The organism is Pseudomonas sp. W22_MBD1_FP4, assembly GCF_052113765.1.
GTDB classification, from domain to species: Bacteria; Pseudomonadota; Gammaproteobacteria; order Pseudomonadales; family Pseudomonadaceae; genus Aquipseudomonas; species Aquipseudomonas sivasensis.
This window is the reverse complement of sequence record NZ_JBGQOI010000003.1, coordinates 15,621-31,004: the sequence shown is the minus strand read 5'-3', so window position 1 is coordinate 31,004 and position 15,384 is coordinate 15,621. Positions and strand designations below refer to the sequence as shown.

General features: G+C 60.4%; 14 protein-coding genes and 1 pseudogene. 9 read left to right on the top strand and 6 right to left on the bottom strand.

Annotated elements, in window-relative coordinates; translation table 11 throughout:
- Positions 1-30: 30 nt before the first annotated feature.
- The 9 genes and pseudogenes from hisI to ACEN2T_RS05295 all read left to right on the top strand — a co-directional run bounded on the left by hisI (position 31) and on the right by ACEN2T_RS05295 (position 7,131).
- On the top strand, positions 31-423 hold the full coding sequence (gene hisI, locus ACEN2T_RS05335) for a phosphoribosyl-AMP cyclohydrolase (protein ID WP_032890216.1): 393 nt from the start codon (positions 31-33) through the stop codon (positions 421-423).
- A 2-nt stretch (positions 424-425) separates the two neighbouring features.
- A complete protein-coding gene (locus tag ACEN2T_RS05330; RefSeq protein ID WP_003209299.1) occupies positions 426-758 on the top strand; it encodes a phosphoribosyl-ATP diphosphatase in 333 nt (110 codons plus the stop codon).
- A gap of 26 nt (positions 759-784) precedes the next feature.
- Entirely contained in the window at positions 785-1,063 is a 279-nt protein-coding gene (locus ACEN2T_RS05325) for a twin-arginine translocase TatA/TatE family subunit (RefSeq protein ID WP_032890214.1), read from the top strand.
- A gap of 10 nt (positions 1,064-1,073) precedes the next feature.
- Complete coding sequence (tatB, locus tag ACEN2T_RS05320; RefSeq protein ID WP_095186135.1) at positions 1,074-1,484, top strand: Sec-independent protein translocase protein TatB; 411 nt, start codon at positions 1,074-1,076, stop codon at positions 1,482-1,484.
- The gene (tatC, locus tag ACEN2T_RS05315) at positions 1,481-2,272 is read left to right on the top strand and encodes a twin-arginine translocase subunit TatC (RefSeq protein ID WP_032890209.1); all 792 of its coding nucleotides are present in this window, start codon (positions 1,481-1,483) and stop codon (positions 2,270-2,272) included. Before tatB ends, tatC begins: the two co-directional genes overlap by 4 nt.
- Entirely contained in the window at positions 2,269-2,976 is a 708-nt protein-coding gene (locus ACEN2T_RS05310; protein ID WP_032890208.1) for a 16S rRNA (uracil(1498)-N(3))-methyltransferase, read from the top strand. Before tatC ends, ACEN2T_RS05310 begins: the two co-directional genes overlap by 4 nt.
- A 186-nt stretch (positions 2,977-3,162) precedes the next feature.
- Positions 3,163-4,221: pseudogene (locus ACEN2T_RS05305) on the top strand (methyl-accepting chemotaxis protein); the annotation flags it as partial.
- Positions 4,207-5,079 (top strand): methyl-accepting chemotaxis protein, encoded by an 873-nt coding sequence (locus tag ACEN2T_RS05300; protein WP_371260751.1) that lies wholly within the window; start codon positions 4,207-4,209, stop codon positions 5,077-5,079. The pseudogene ACEN2T_RS05305 and the gene ACEN2T_RS05300, both read left to right, overlap by 15 nt.
- Positions 5,080-5,223: 144 nt before the next feature.
- Entirely contained in the window at positions 5,224-7,131 is a 1,908-nt protein-coding gene (locus tag ACEN2T_RS05295; RefSeq protein ID WP_163034937.1) for a methyl-accepting chemotaxis protein, read from the top strand.
- Between the two features lie 26 nt (positions 7,132-7,157).
- Here the strand turns inward: ACEN2T_RS05295 and ACEN2T_RS05290 are convergent, their stop codons facing one another.
- From ACEN2T_RS05290 to ACEN2T_RS05265, 6 genes are all read right to left on the bottom strand, one after another.
- Complete coding sequence (locus ACEN2T_RS05290; protein WP_032890203.1) at positions 7,158-7,892, bottom strand: amino acid ABC transporter ATP-binding protein; 735 nt, start codon at positions 7,890-7,892, stop codon at positions 7,158-7,160.
- Entirely contained in the window at positions 7,885-8,844 is a 960-nt protein-coding gene (locus ACEN2T_RS05285; RefSeq protein WP_032890201.1) for an amino acid ABC transporter permease, read from the bottom strand. The genes ACEN2T_RS05290 and ACEN2T_RS05285 overlap by 8 nt, the downstream gene beginning before the upstream one ends.
- Before the next feature lie 182 nt (positions 8,845-9,026).
- On the bottom strand, positions 9,027-9,824 hold the full coding sequence (locus tag ACEN2T_RS05280) for a transporter substrate-binding domain-containing protein (RefSeq protein ID WP_032890199.1): 798 nt from the start codon (positions 9,822-9,824) through the stop codon (positions 9,027-9,029).
- A gap of 220 nt (positions 9,825-10,044) precedes the next feature.
- Positions 10,045-10,845 (bottom strand): transporter substrate-binding domain-containing protein, encoded by an 801-nt coding sequence (locus ACEN2T_RS05275; protein WP_032890197.1) that lies wholly within the window; start codon positions 10,843-10,845, stop codon positions 10,045-10,047.
- 184 nt (positions 10,846-11,029) lie between these two features.
- The gene (gene mdoH / locus ACEN2T_RS05270) at positions 11,030-13,600 is read right to left on the bottom strand and encodes a glucans biosynthesis glucosyltransferase MdoH (RefSeq protein ID WP_032890196.1); all 2,571 of its coding nucleotides are present in this window, start codon (positions 13,598-13,600) and stop codon (positions 11,030-11,032) included.
- Positions 13,593-15,329, bottom strand: coding sequence for a glucan biosynthesis protein G (locus ACEN2T_RS05265; protein ID WP_032890634.1), 1,737 nt, complete (start codon positions 15,327-15,329; stop codon positions 13,593-13,595). Before ACEN2T_RS05265 ends, mdoH begins: the two co-directional genes overlap by 8 nt.
- Between the last annotated feature and the right edge of the window lie 55 nt (positions 15,330-15,384).

Here is a 15,384-nt window from a genome sequence, read left to right as displayed (position 1 = left end):
ATACACTGTCGCAAATTGCCGGAGCCGAACATGAAAGACTGGCTGGACGAGATCAAGTGGGACAGTGACGGCCTGGTGCCGGCCATTGCCCAGGACTACAAGACCGGGCGCGTGCTGATGATGGCCTGGATGAACCGCGAGGCCCTAAGCCTCACCGCCACTGAGCAGCGTGCCATTTACTGGTCACGTTCCCGTGGCAAACTGTGGCGCAAGGGCGAAGAGTCCGGGCACGTGCAGACCCTGCACGAGATGCGCATCGACTGCGACGCCGACGTTGTGATCCTCAAGGTCGAGCAGATCGGCGATATCGCCTGCCACACCGGCCGTCACAGTTGCTTCTATCGCGTGTTCGAGAACGGCGAGTGGAAAACCGTCGAACCGGTGCTCAAAGACCCGCACGCCATTTATTCCGCAGGACACTGACCATGAGCGATACCCTGAACCGCGTGGCCCAGGTGCTGGAAGACCGCAAAGGTGCGGACGCCGACAGCTCCTACGTCGCCAGCCTGTACCACAAGGGGCTGAACAAAATTCTGGAAAAGCTCGGCGAAGAATCCGTCGAGACCATCATCGCCGCCAAGGATGCGCAAATCAGCGGCGACTGCAGCGATGTCATCTATGAGACCGCCGACTTGTGGTTCCATAGCCTGGTCATGCTCGCCCAACTGGGGCAGCATCCACAGGCAGTGCTGGACGAACTGGACCGTCGCTTCGGCTTGTCCGGGCATGCCGAAAAGGCCTCGCGCCCGTCCGCTTGAATAACTAAGACTAGAGGATTTGCAGCATGGGCATTTTTGACTGGAAACACTGGATCGTCATTCTGGTGGTCGTGGTACTGGTGTTCGGCACCAAGAAACTCAAGAACCTGGGCACCGACGTGGGCGAGTCGATCAAGGGCTTTCGTAAAGCCATGAACGACGACGAAAAGCCTGCCGACCCCGCCGCCAATCCCGTACCGCCGGTCCAGCCTGTGCACCCGCAGGCCGCCCAGCCGATCACCGAGCGTCGCACCTTCGACGTGCAGGCTGAGAAAGTCGAAGAGCCGACCCGCAAAGACTCGTGAGCACTGAATAATGTTTGGTATCAGCTTCTCTGAACTGCTGCTCGTCGGCCTCGTGGCCCTGTTGGTACTGGGGCCGGAACGCCTGCCCGGTGCCGCGCGCACGGCCGGCCTGTGGATCGGGCGCCTGAAACGCAGTTTCAACGCGATCAAACAGGAAGTTGAACGGGAAATCGGCGCCGACGAGATCCGCCGCCAACTGCACAACGAGCACATTCTGTCGTTGGAGCAGGAAGCACGGAAGATTTTGTCCCCTGTCCAGGAGCCCGCCAAGCCGGTGGAGCCTGTGGCCGAGCACAGCATTGCGCCAGCGGTTGAGCCTACGCCCGCCGCCCCGACGCCTACCGCGCCAACCGAGCCTGCGCCGACGCCCGTTGCGTCGCCCGCGCCCCATGACCCTACATTGCCGCCGCGAGCCCCATGAGCGCTGATAAACCGGAAAACGACCAGCACATGCCGCTGGTCTCGCACCTCACCGAGCTGCGTACGCGCCTGCTGCGTTGCGTAGCGGCCATCTTCATCATCTTTGCTGGGCTGTTCGCCTTTACCCAGCAGATCTATACCTTCGTCTCCACGCCGCTGCGCCAGTACCTGCCGGCCGGCGCGACGATGATCGCCACTGACGTTTCATCGCCGTTCCTCACGCCGTTGAAACTGACGATGATGGTTTCGCTGTTCCTGGCGATCCCGGTGATCCTGCATCAGATCTGGGGCTTTATCGCGCCGGGCCTGTACAAGCACGAGAAGCGCATCGCGGTGCCGTTGCTGGTATCGAGCATCCTGCTGTTCTACACCGGCATGGCGTTCGCGTACTTCCTGGTATTCCCGTTGATCTTCAAGTTCTTCGCCGCTGCTACTCCGGCCGGCGTGGAGATGATGACCGACATCACCAGCTACCTCGACTTCGTGATGACGCTGTTCTTCGCCTTTGGCGTGGCCTTCGAAATCCCGGTGGCCGTGGTGCTGCTGGTGTGGATCGGCGTGGTCAACGTGGCCTACCTGAAGAAGATCCGCCCGTACGTGATCATCGGTTGCTTCGTGGTCGGCATGATCCTGACGCCGCCGGACATCTTCTCCCAGACCCTGCTGGCCGTGCCGATGTGGATGCTGTTCGAGATCGGCATCCTGTTCAGCGGTTTGATCAGCAAGCGTGGCGATCACCCGGATGACCAACCCGTCGACGACGAACAGCCGCCAGCGACCCAGCCGTGAACCTGCTGCTGCTTGAAGAGGCCGACTTTATTGCGGCCGACCGGGTGATCCTGCGCGATCGACGCCTGGTGCATATGCAGGAGGTCCACCGCGCCGCCGTAGGCGACAGCCTGCGCGTGGGGCGCATCGGCGGGTTGATGGGCGCAGCGCAATTGTTGCGCCTGGAAGCCAGCGAAGCCGAGCTGCAAGTGAGCTTCGACCAACCGCCTCCAGCCAAGCTGCCCTTGACCCTGCTACTGGCCCTTCCCCGCCCGAAAATGCTGCGCCGTGTGCTGCAAACCGTTGCTGCCATGGGCGTGCCGAAGGTGGTGCTGGTCAATAGTTACCGAGTGGAAAAGAGCTTCTGGCAGACCCCGTTCCTGGAGCCCGAGGCGATACGCGAGCAACTGATCCTTGGCCTGGAACAGGCGCGGGACACGGTGCTGCCCGAGATCATCATCGAAAAGCGCTTCAAGCCATTCGTCGAAGACCGCCTGCCGGCCATGACCGAAGGCACCCTTGGCCTCATCGGCCATCCAGGCGATTACCCAGCTTGCCCCCGTGGGCTGGATGAGCCGGTTACCCTGGCCATCGGCCCGGAAGGCGGCTGGATCCCCTACGAAGTGGACCTATTGGCCAAGGCTGGCTTGCAGCCGGTACAACTCGGCGCACGGATCCTACGGGTTGAAACCGCCGTCACCGCCCTGCTCGCCCGCCTCTTCTAACAACAGCGCTGTCCCCCTGTGAGAGGGGCTCGCCCCCGATGACGGTTTGTCAGCTGATAAATATATCGACCGATCCCCCCTATCGGGCGCAAGCCCCCGCCATTAGAGCTGCGTCGCTACAGAATCCCGGGCGCAGGCCGATAACTCCTGAATAAGTCCAAGCCTTGTTCCAGGGGAGTTCGCAGCATGTATCGTTGGTTAGCCGAAAAGCTGGGGAATGTCAGCGTCAAAACCAAGTTGGGCGTAGGTTTCGGCCTGGTGTTACTACTCACACTGATGATCACCTTCACCGGCTGGACCGGCCTGGGCGATGTGATCAGTCGCGGTGACAAGCTGGGCTTTATCTCCAGCCTCAATGGATTGACCAAGGACCTGCGCCTGGCTCGCCGGGACTATGAATTGCGCCATGGCGAACAAGGCCCAGGCGCGGTCAGCGAATTGCTGGACAAGCTCAATAGCGGCCTGAATAAAGCCCGCAACCTAATTGAACAACCCGCCGACGCGGCCCTGGTCGATGAACAGTTGGCCGCCGTGGACCAGTACAAGCGCGCATTCGGCGACATGGTGCAAGCCAGCGCCAACCGTGAAAACGCCCGCAGCAAGCTGGGAGATACCGCTGACAACGCGGTGCTCAAGATCAATGAGATCGAGAAGGCCCTGCTGCAAGGCGACAGCGTCACCCAGTTCAACACTGTGGTGGAAGCGAGCAAACTGATACAGCAGGCGCGCTTCCAAGTGCGCGGCTATACCTACAGCGGCAAGGTCGAAGCCGAGCAACCCGCACTGGATGCCATCGACAATGCCCTGAAGAAAATCACCAGCCTCAACGGCCAACTGCCTGAGCAATATTCGACCAACCTGCAACAGGCCAGCGTCTCGCTGCAAGCCTACCGCGCCGCTGTCAGCCAGTACCGCGACTCGCAGGTGGCCAGCGCTGCAGCCCTTAAAACCATGAGCGATCAAGGCGATCTGTTGCTCGGCCACAGCGACAAACTGACCCTCTCCCAAACCGTGGTGCGCGACACCGATGCCGCGCAAGCCAAGTCCCTGTTGCTGCTGGCAACTGTGCTGGCGTTGATCTTTGGCCTGGTGGCTGCCTGGGCGATCACCCGCCAAATCATTATCCCGCTGGACCAAACACTCAAGGTCGCCGAGCGCGTCGCCTCGGGTGACCTGAGCCACAACCTGACGTCTTTGCGCCAGGACGAGCTGGGGCAGTTGCAGAGGGCTATGCAGAGCATGACCGTGGGCCTGCGCGAGTTGATCGGCGGCATCAGCGAGGGCGTGACCCAGATCGCCAGCGCTGCCGAGCAACTGTCGGCTGTCACCGAACAGACCAGCGCCGGGGTCAACAGCCAGAAGGTCGAGACCGACCAAGTAGCCACCGCCATGAACGAGATGGCCGCGACCGTGCAGGAAGTCGCGCGCAACGCCGAAGAAGCCTCTGAGGCCGCCGCAGCGGCTGACCAGCAGGCCCGCGAAGGCGACAAGGTGGTCGGTGAAGCCATCGCCCAGATCGAGCGCCTGGCCACTGAGGTCGGCAATTCCACAGTCGCCATGGGCGACCTTAAACGGGAAAGCGACAAGATCGGCAGCGTGCTCGACGTGATCAAATCCGTGGCCCAGCAAACCAACCTGCTGGCCCTCAACGCCGCAATCGAAGCCGCCCGCGCCGGTGAAGCCGGACGTGGCTTCGCGGTGGTGGCCGATGAAGTGCGTAGCCTGGCCCAGCGCACGCAGAAGTCCACCGAAGAGATCGAAGAGCTGATTGCCGGCCTGCAGAGCGGCACCCAACAGGTGGCGACCATCATGGACAACAGTCGCAGCCTCACCGACAGCAGCGTCGAGCTGACCCGCCGTGCCGGCAGCGCATTGGAGAACATCACCCGCACGGTCTCGACTATCCAGACGATGAACTCCCAGATCGCCACCGCCGCCGAACAGCAAAGCGCTGTGGCGGAAGAGATCAACCGCAGCGTGCTGAACGTGCGCGATGTCTCGGAGCAGACGGCTGCGGCCAGTGAAGAAACCGCCGCGTCGAGCACCGAACTGGCGCGCCTGGGCACGCATCTGCAAGCACTGGTGGGTCGCTTCCGAGTCTGACCTCCCTCCCCGCGCGGCGACCTGTCCTGGGTCGCCGCCTGCAATCTATGAAACTTCCTACACGTTTATCAGCCCCTCCCGATCTTCAAAGACACTAGCGTTCAGGTCAGTTCAGTGTGCTCACGCACTTGTCGGAGGTTAATCATGCTTCGTCGAATGACTCACCTGCTGGGTAACGCCAGTGTCACCCTCAAATTGGCCCTGGGCTTTGCCCTGGTACTGGCCCTGAGCCTTGTCATTGCCGTGACCGGCTGGCAAGCATTAGCGGCGTCCCTTTACCGATCACAAACGCTGAGCGTGCTGGCACAACTGGCGGTGGCTGGCGAAGAACTGCGCACCGACAGAATCCTCTATCGCACCCTGGACGACGCCGAAAGCCTCAGTCGATTGAGCGCGAGTATGGAGAAAGTCGACAAGGCCCTGGCGGAGCTGTCCAACCGACTTAAGGTGCCGAAAGCCATTCAATATCTGCAGGAGATGACGCGGATGTCTGCCACGTTCAAATCCACACTCAAGGGCGTGCCCGCGCTGGTGGAAAAACGCGAAAGTGCCCGGGAACAGCTGACACAAAGCACCACGCGGGCCGGCGATGTTCTGGCACAACTGGCTAGCGACTTGCCTGATCAGGAAGATGAAAAAGCCCTGGATGCCGTCGAAAACCTGCGCCAGGCCATGGAACAGGCCGAGGACCGTGCCAAGAGCCCGGCTTGGGCTTCAAGTTCGCTGGATGCGTATGGACAAGCCGTGGTTGACGCAGAACGCAGCCTCGAACTCGCCCAGGCTGAAGTGGCCAAACTGGCGGTCGACAGTGACGCGATGAAAAACGCCGTGCTCAGTATCCGCACCCAGCTGACCCGCCTTAAAGACACCCAACTCACGACCGAAAGTAGCCAGAACCAGTTGGAGCAGCAGTTGGATCAGTTGCTCGCGCAGAGTGACCTCTTGAGCCAGGATCAGACCCAACGACGCGACAGAGAAGCCGACCAAGCCCGCACCCAGACCTTGGGTATTGCGGCTGCCGCGGTGCTCTTCGGCGCCTTGGCCGCCTGGGTGATTGCCGGACAAATCGTGCACCCGCTGCGCAAGGCGCTCATGGTGGCCAACCGCATTGCCGAGGGTGATCTGAGCAACGAAGTGCAGTCACAGCGCCGCGATGAGCTGGGCCAGTTGCAACGCAGCATGAGCCAAATGACGCTGAACCTGCGGGGGTTGGTTGGCAACATCAGCGACAACGCACGGCAAATCGCCAGCGCCGCCGAAGAGCTCTCTGCCGTCACTGAGCAAACCCGCGCCGGGGTGAATAATCAGCGCGATGAAACCGAGCAGGTGGCGACGGCCATGAACCAGATGCTGGCCACCGCCCAGGAAGTGGCGCGCCACGCCGAGCAAGCATCGATTGCAGCCGGCCAGGCCAATCAGCAGGCTGAACTGGGCGATCAGGTGGTCACGGATGCCGTGGCACAAATTGAACACCTGGCCCATGAGATGGCTCGCTCAAGCGAAGCCATGTTGGGGCTGCAACGGGAAAGCCAGAAAATCGGCAGCGTGCTGGACGTAATCAAGTCCGTGTCGCAGCAGACCAACCTGCTGGCGCTCAATGCCGCGATTGAAGCCGCACGGGCCGGTGAGGCAGGCCAAGGCTTCGCCGTGGTCGCCGATGAAGTGCGCAGCCTCGCCCGGCGGACCCAGCAGTCCGCCGAAGAAATCGAAGAATTGATTGGTGGCCTGCACAGGGGCACCCAACAGGCGGCCGATATCATGGACTACAGCCGCACCCTGACCGACAACAGTGTCGGCCTGACTCGCAACGCCGGGGACGCCCTGACGGAGATCGCCCGCACCGTGGCCATCATCCAGGAAATGAACCCGCAGATTGCCGCAGCGGCCGAGGAGCAAAGCGCGGTGGCCGAAGAGATCAATCGCAGCGTCTTGAAGGTCCGCGATGCCTCGGAGCAAACCGCTGCCGCCAGCGAACAGACGGCGGCGGCGAGTATCGAGTTGGCGCGACTGGGAACGGATCTGCAGCAATGCGTAGGGAGGTTCAAGATATGAACCTCCCGGTTTCAGTGACCTTGGGCTTACAGAACCTGACGCAGGAACGCTTGGGCACGCGGGTCTTTTGGCGAATCAAAAAACTCGGCCGGTGCCGCATCTTCCAACAACTTGCCGTGATCGAAGAACAACACACGGTCCGCCACTTCGCGGGCGAAGCCCATTTCGTGGGTAACGCAGACCATCGTCATGCCTTCCAGAGCCAAGGTCTTCATCACGTCCAGCACTTCGCCGACCATTTCCGGGTCGAGGGCCGAGGTGGGCTCGTCGAACAGCATCACCTTGGGCTCCATCGCCAGCGCCCGGGCGATCGCCACCCGTTGTTGCTGGCCGCCGGACAGGCGTGATGGGAACTCGTTGGCCTTCTGTGCAATGCCGACCTTTTCCAGCAGGGCCAAGGCTTTGGCTTCGCGCTCTTGCTTGCCGCGCTTGCGCACGACTTTTTGCGCCAGGCACAGGTTCTCCAACACGGTCATGTGGGGGAACAGGTTGAAGTGCTGGAACACCATGCCGACTTCACGACGATAGGCGTTCACGTCGGTTTTCGGGTCGGCCAGTTGCAGGCCGTCGATGCTCACCGAGCCCGAGTCGAACTCTTCCAGGCCATTGAGGCAACGCAGGAAAGTCGACTTGCCGGAGCCGGACGGGCCGATCACCACCAGCACTTCGCCCTTGGCCACCTGGGTGGTCACATGGTCTACCGCACGCACTACATGACCACGGGTGTCGAAGACTTTTACCAGATCGCGGACTTCAATCACTTTGGGCGAGCCTCCGCTCAAGCCGGCTGGCCATTTTCGACAGCGGCAGGTTGATCAGCAGGTACAGGCCTGCGACGCAGAACAGGATTTCAAACGGCGAGAACGAGGTCGTGATCACTTCGCGACCGCTCTTGAGCAGTTCGGTAATGGCGATCACCGAGACCAGGGACGTGTCTTTCACCAAGCTGATGAATTGCCCTGCCAAGGGCGGCAGTACGCGCTTGAAGGCTTGCGGCAGCACCACATGGCGCATCGACTGGCTGGCACTCAGGCCCAAGGAGCGCGCGGCTTCGTTCTGCCCGCGGGTGATGGACTGCACGCCGGCGCGAACGATTTCGGCCACATAGGCGCCGGTGAACAGCGACAGCGCGGCGATACCGGCAAACTCCCGTGACAGGTTGAGCACCGTGCCAATGAAGAAATAGAAAATGAAGATTTGCACCAGCAGCGGGGTGCCACGTACCAGTTCGACGTAGATCGTCGACAGATCACGCAAGGTCGGGTTATTGGAAAGTCGGCACAAACCGGTGGCAAGGCCAATCGCCAGGCCCAAAATCCCGGAAACCACCGACAGCCACAGCGTGGTCCACAACCCCCACATCAGCGGGCCCAACGCCCAATGACGATTCACACCAATGACATCGCCTTCGGCCACGTCATCACCGCGCGCCACTTGCAGACTGTTGTCGGCAACCGTCACCTTTTGCTCGTTGCCAGCGTCGTTGCGCAGGGTCACTTCGGCGACGTCGCCGTTACGAACCAGCTCAATGACGGTGGAGATGTCCGCTGCACGCTGTGCTTCTTCGGCCTGGTAGGCGAAGTATTGCGGCACGCGGTTCCAGCGCCATTCGTAGGACATCAGCGAGGTAGCGTAGTACAAGGCGCCGGCCAGGCCGACCAGCACGACCACGGTTAGCAGGTGCCAGGGCCATTGGGCTTTTTTCTGTTTCATTACTCGACATCCAAAAAATTCGAAGGCATGCGCCTTTGTGTAGTGAGCGGATTTGACCCGCGCTGGGGGGGCAAGCCGCCCCAAAATAATGCGCCTCGGTCTTTCTGAAACACCGCTGCGTCTGGATTTAGAGCGGCTTCGCCCCCCAACGCGGGGCAAGCCCGCTCACTACAGGACAGCCTTTATTCCATGTCCTTGAGCCACTCTGAGCTCTTGAACCACTTGTCATGAATGCGATCGTAGGTGCCGTCGTTCTTGATCTGGTGCAGGAAGTTGTTGATGAAGTTGATGCTGTCGTAATCACCTTTCTTCAGGCCAAACGCCAATGGCTCGAAGGTGAAGGGTTCGTCCAGGAACACCAGCTTGCCGTTGCCGACTTTCTTCTCGGCAACCACGTTGTACGGTGCGTCATACACAAAGGCATCGGCCTTGCCGTTGACTACGTCCAGCACGCCTTCCTGCTCGTTGTCATAGCCGTGGTACTTGGCTTTGGAGATCAGCTTCTTGGCGACCATTTCACCGGTGGTGCCAAGCTTGGAGGTCAGGCGGTATTTCTCGTCGTTCAGGTCTTTGTAGGACTTGATGGTGCCTTCCAGGTCCTTGCGAATCAGCAGAGTCTGGCCGACCACGATGAAGGGTTCGCTGAAGTTCAGGCGCAGGTTGCGTTCCTGGGTCAGGGTCATGCCGCTGCCGATCATGTCGAATTTGCCGGTCAGGAACGCTGGGATGATGCCGTCATAACCCGTGGAAACCAGCTCCAGCTTGACGCCCATGGACTTGGCCATGGCCTTGAGGATGTCAACTTCGAAGCCGATGATCTCACCGCGCTTGTCTGTCATCTCGAACGGCATGTAGGTCGGATCCATGCCGACTTTCAGCGTGCCGCGCTTGACCGCATCGTCGATGGCGCCAGCCTGGGCCGCATTGGCCGCGACCAGCGCGGTGACGCCAAGCAGCAGCATCGAAAGATACTTTTTCATCATCAAGTCCCCTGAACGATTCTTATAAGGTCGGCGCGCAAAAAGGGCTGCACCATTTCGGGGTGCGATCCTAACCCACTCGTTGCCCGTCACAAAGGTTTCACGGGCAATTGTTATCAGGGTATGTAGGAAAAGACCCACGACGCTGCGGTCAACCGCAGGGGTAGACACTTGCGCAACCTGACACGGCAATGAGTTGATATGTAAGCAGTTATGACTTTCAGTCGAGTTCTGCCAGCCAGGTGGTGTCCTTGAACCACTTGTCATGCAGCCGATCATAGGTCCCATCCTGGGCCACCTGGTTCAAGAAATGGTTGATCCAGTTAATGCTGTCGAAATCGCCCTTTTTTACGCCAAACGCCAAGGGTTCGAATGTAAACGGTTGCTCCAGCGCCAGCAGCGTGCCGTTCTCCGCCCGGTTCACCGCGATCAGGTTGTAGGGTGCGTCATGGATAAAGGCATCGGCCTCCCCCGCTACGACCTGGCGAACCCCTTCCTCCGGCGTGGCAAAACTACTCAGTCGGGCCGCCCCCAAAAACCGTTGAGCCGCTGCTTTGCCGGTGGTGCCCTCAGTGACAGCGATTCTGTAGCCGGCATCGTCCAGGTCTTCAATACTGCTGACCTTGCCCGCCAGACGAGGGTGCAGCAGTACGCTCTGGCCAACCACGATGAAAGCGTCACTGAAGTTCAGCCTTAAGTTGCGCTCCTGAGTGACAGTCATACCACTGCCGATCAAGTCGAATTTTTTCGCCAGCAAGCCCGGCAACAGTTCGGTGTAGGGCATCACGACCAGTTCAAGTTCCACCCCCAGGGCCTGGCTCATCACGTTGAGCAGGTCAATTTCAAAGCCGACAATGCGCCCCTGTTTATCGGTCATTTCGAAAGGGATATAGGTGGGGGTGGTGCCAACCTTGAGCACACCACGCCGGACGGCGTCGTCAATCGCACCCGCGTGCACCTGGCTGATTTGAATCAATGCAGCAGCGCTGATAAGCAATGCCGAACAATACCTTTTGAGCATGAATCCCTCGCAGCCAAGAAAATTGGGGGGCGATCCTAACCTAGTCGCGGGCACGCAAATACGCCTCGGACGAGGGTCTTTTGTTTCGAAATAACAGGGCGTCAGGAAGACAAAGAAGAGGCGGGAAACGCTGTAGGACCAGCGCTTCGAACACCCCCGAGGTGAGCCCTCGGGGGTGTCTGAATCAGGCCGGTTGGGCCTGGGAGGACAGCGGTTGCAGCGGTAGCAACGGCGCGTGCGGGTCGGCCTTGATCGAATCACGCCAAGCGGCGAGCCACTCGGCATGTCCTTCGCTCCAGACCTGCTCGTGCAGGCGGGCAAGGGCCACCGGATCACTGAGCAAAGCCAGACGCTCACCGTTGTTGAGGCCGGCCGGGCCGACTTTCAACGCGTGACGAACACGTTCGATACGCAGGTACTCGATAGGCTCAGCCTCACGGTGACGCGAGGTCGCCAGGGCGCAGGCCAGGGCGTTCTGCTGAGGATCAACCACCGAACGCACGAACCCGTCATTGAGGGCGTGCCAACGGTTTTCATGGGTGTACTTCTCCGTCGACAGCAGGGCTTGCGGCGGGTTGTACTCCTCAGGGATCAGGAACAGGCTCTCGTCACGGGACTTGAGGCCCAGCTTGACCCGGCTGGAGATCACCGACACCGGGATCGACAGCATCAGCGAACCCACGATCGGCACCAGCCACCACAGGAAGCTTGGGTTCAGCCACACCACCAGCAGCGCCCACAGGAAGCCCAGCACGGTTTGCGGACCGTGCCGCTTGACCGCTTCACTCCACGGCGTGGAGTCGTCGTCACGCTGTGGCGAGTTCCAAGTCGCGGCCCAGCCGAGGAACGCGGCAAGGACGAAACGGGTGTGGAAGATCATGCGCACAGGCGCCAGCAGCATGGAAAACAGCATCTCCAGCAGCATCGACAAGGTCACCTTGAACTTGCCACCGAACTCTTTCGCGCCCTTGGCCCAGATCAGGATGATGCTCAGCAACTTAGGCAGGAACAGCAATACGATGGTGGTGGAGAACAGCGCCACCGCCTTGTCCGGATGCCATTGCGGCCACAGTGGGTACAGCTGGCGGGGAGCCATGAAGTACTGCGGCTCCATCAGCGTGTTCACCGCCAGCAAGGCTGTGGACAACACCAGGAACAGAAACCACAACGGTGCCGACAGGTAGGACATCACGCCGGTCAGGAACACCGCGCGGTGCACCGGGTGCATGCCTTTAACCAGGAACAGGCGGAAGTTCATCAGGTTACCGTGGCACCAGCGACGGTCACGCTTGAGTTCGTCCAGCAGGTTCGGCGGCAGTTCTTCGTAGCTGCCAGGCAGGTCGTAGGCAATCCACACGCCCCAGCCGGCACGGCGCATCAGCGCAGCTTCAACGAAGTCGTGGGACAGGATGGAGCCGGCGAACGCGCCTTTACCCGGCAACGGCGCCAGGGCGCAGTGCTCGATGAACGGCTTCATGCGGATGATCGCGTTGTGACCCCAGTAGTGGGATTCGCCCAACTGCCAGAAGTGCAGGCCGGCGGTAAACAGCGGGCCGTACACACGAGTGGCGAATTGCTGCATGCGCGCATACAGGGTGTCCATGCCCGACGCACGGGGCGCGGTCTGGATAATCCCGGCATCCGGCGTGGCTTCCATCAAGCGCACCAGGCTGGTCAGGCATTCGCCGCTCATCACGGAGTCGGCGTCGAGCACGACCATGTACTTATAGTCACCGCCCCAGCGACGGCAGAAGTCGTCGAGGTTGCCGCTCTTGCGCTTTACGCGACGGCGACGGCGGCGATAGAAGATCTTGCCGAAACCACCGGCCTCGCGGCACACGTCGAGCCAGGCTTGCTGTTCGGCGATGCAGATGTCGGCGTCATTACTGTCGCTGAGCACGAAAAAGTCGAAGCGGTCCAGGTCACCGGTAGCGGCCACTGACTCAAACGTCGCACGCAATCCGGCGAATACACGCGGCACGTCTTCGTTGCAAATCGGCATCACCAGCGCGGTACGGGCGTCTTTCGGAATCGGCTCGTCGCCGGCACTTTTACCGGAGATACGGTATTTATCGTGTCCGGTAAGCAGTTCCAGAAAGCCCATCAAGGCGGTCCAGAAACCGGCCGACACCCAGCAGAACAAGATCCCGAACATGATCAGGATGCTGGTTTGCAGCGCGTAAGGCAGCACCTGAGTAGCGGTTTGCAGCAGGGTCTGGTTGCGGATCTCGTCGAAGTCAACCAGCGACCAGCCCTGGTACGGCATGATGCCTTTCATGTACCAGCCGGCAACGATGGTCTGACCAAGCATCAGCACCAGCAGGATGTAGCGACGGATCGAACCCACGGTACGCCAGCGCGCGGCCGGCAATACGCGCTCATCTTTCGGCGGTGCCGGCGGATTGCTGCGGCCGGTGAGGCGGCGCCAGCCGCGCACCAGGATATTGGTACGCCAAGGCTCCGGCACCACACGGGTGCGCCGAATCGGTGGCGTGGCCTTGAGGCACACGCGACCGCTGGCGTCGAGCGCCAGCATTTCGGCGTCTTGCAGCTCCTCGGCGGTGCTAAGGGTCAAGCGGCGGCCAACCGACGCCTGGGCGGCGTCGACGGGCGCGTCAAAGGTTGCGGACGACAAACGCTCGTGCAACTCGGTGAAGGATGTGCAGCCCGCCAGTTCGGCGCGCTGCTCAGCGGTCATCGGGAGATGCGCCAGATACTCGGACAGAGTTTCTGGCTGGACTTGAGAATTACTCATCGGCAGGCAACTGATAGCTCCAGGTTTCGGTCAGGACTTGCTCGGTCTTGATCGGCTCCGGTGTGGCTGGGGCAGCTTCTGGCTGCTTGGCTTCCTTGTCTTTCGCGTCTTTCTTGGCCTGTTTCTCGTGTTGCTTGGCCAGGACCTTGTCAGCCTTGAGCACCTGGGTCGAAACCTTCTCCGGCTCTGGCTGCGGGATATCCTGAACCAGGGCAGCACGCATTTCGGTCGGTTTGCCTGCGTCTTTGATCTTCATGCGCAGGGTCAAACGCCAGCCTTTGGTGTGTTCGTTGTAACGCACGCTGTTTTCTACCACTTCAGCGTTGTCACCCACGCTCACCTGGCTGCGCACCGGGGCGTCCGGCAGGAGTTTCTTCAGGGACGGGCCTTCAAAGTCCACCAGGTAGGCGACGCTGCCATCAGGCTGACGGATCAGGTTGGACTGTTTCACGTCACCCGTGGAACGCAGGGTCTGCTTGACCCAAGCGCTGTCCGGCGAGTGGAACGCGGCGTCGTCCAGAGTCCAGTGCAGGCGGTAGGCGACTTCCAGCGGCTCGCCGACTTTCGGCAGTACAGCCGGGCTCCAGAAGGCAACGATGTTGTCGTTGGTTTCGTCGGCGGTCGGGATCTCGACCAGATCGACGGAACCCTTGCCCCAATCACCTTCAGGCTCGATCCAGGCGCTTGGGCGCTTGTCGTAGTTGTCGTCCAGGTCTTCGTAGTGGCTGAAGTTGCGGCCGCGTTGCAGCAGGCCGAAACCACGCGGGTTCTCTACGGTGAAGTTGCTGACCGACAGGTGTTTAGGATTGTTCAGTGGGCGCCAGATCCACTCACCGTTACCGGCATGGATCGACAGACCGCTGGAGTCGTGCAGTTCGCGACGGTAGTTGAGCACCTTGGACGGCTGGTTTGCGCCGAACAGGAACATGCTCGTCAGCGGGGCAACGCCCAACTTGCTGACGTTGTCGCGCAGGAACATCTGGGATTTCACATCGACAACGGTGTCGGTGCCCGGACGCAGGATCAGGCGATAGGCGCCGGTCGCACGAGGGGAATCGAGCAGGGCAAAGATCACCAGGTGCTTGTCACCCGGTTTTGGACGTTCGATCCAAAACTCGGTAAAACGCGGGAACTCTTCACCAGACGGCAACGCAGTATCGATCGCCATGCCACGGGCGGACAGGCCATACACCTGGTCCTTGCCGACGACACGGAAATAGCTCGCGCCGAGCATGGTCATGATTTCGTCTTGCTTGTCGCTCTTGTTGATCGGGAACAAGACACGGAAACCGGCATAACCCAGTTGCTCGGTTGCTTTCGGATCAAACTTCACATCGCCGAAATCGAAACGCGACGGGTCGTATTTGATTTCCTGGACGCTGTCAGCGGTGACTTCGTTGATTTTCACCGGTGTATCGAAATGCATACCCTGGTGATAGAAGGACAGCTTGAACGGGGTGTTCTGATCGGCCCATTCGGCTTTTTCGTTGCGGAAACGAATCTTCTGGTAGTCCGCGAACTTCATTTCGCGAAATTCGTTCGGCAGATTGCTGCGCGGAGCTTCGTATTTCTGCCCAGCCAGCTCTTTTGCCTTGGCCGACACATCATCCAGACTGAATGCCCACAGCTGACCCGCGCCGAACAGGCAAAACAGGGCTGAGCCCGTTACCAGTGCGTTTCGTAACCGTTTGGCAGACAATTTTGGTGCATTACAGGGACTAACAATCACGAGCAACCCTCGCCGAAAACAGATCAAAAAACCAACGGCCAGCTATCTATATGCC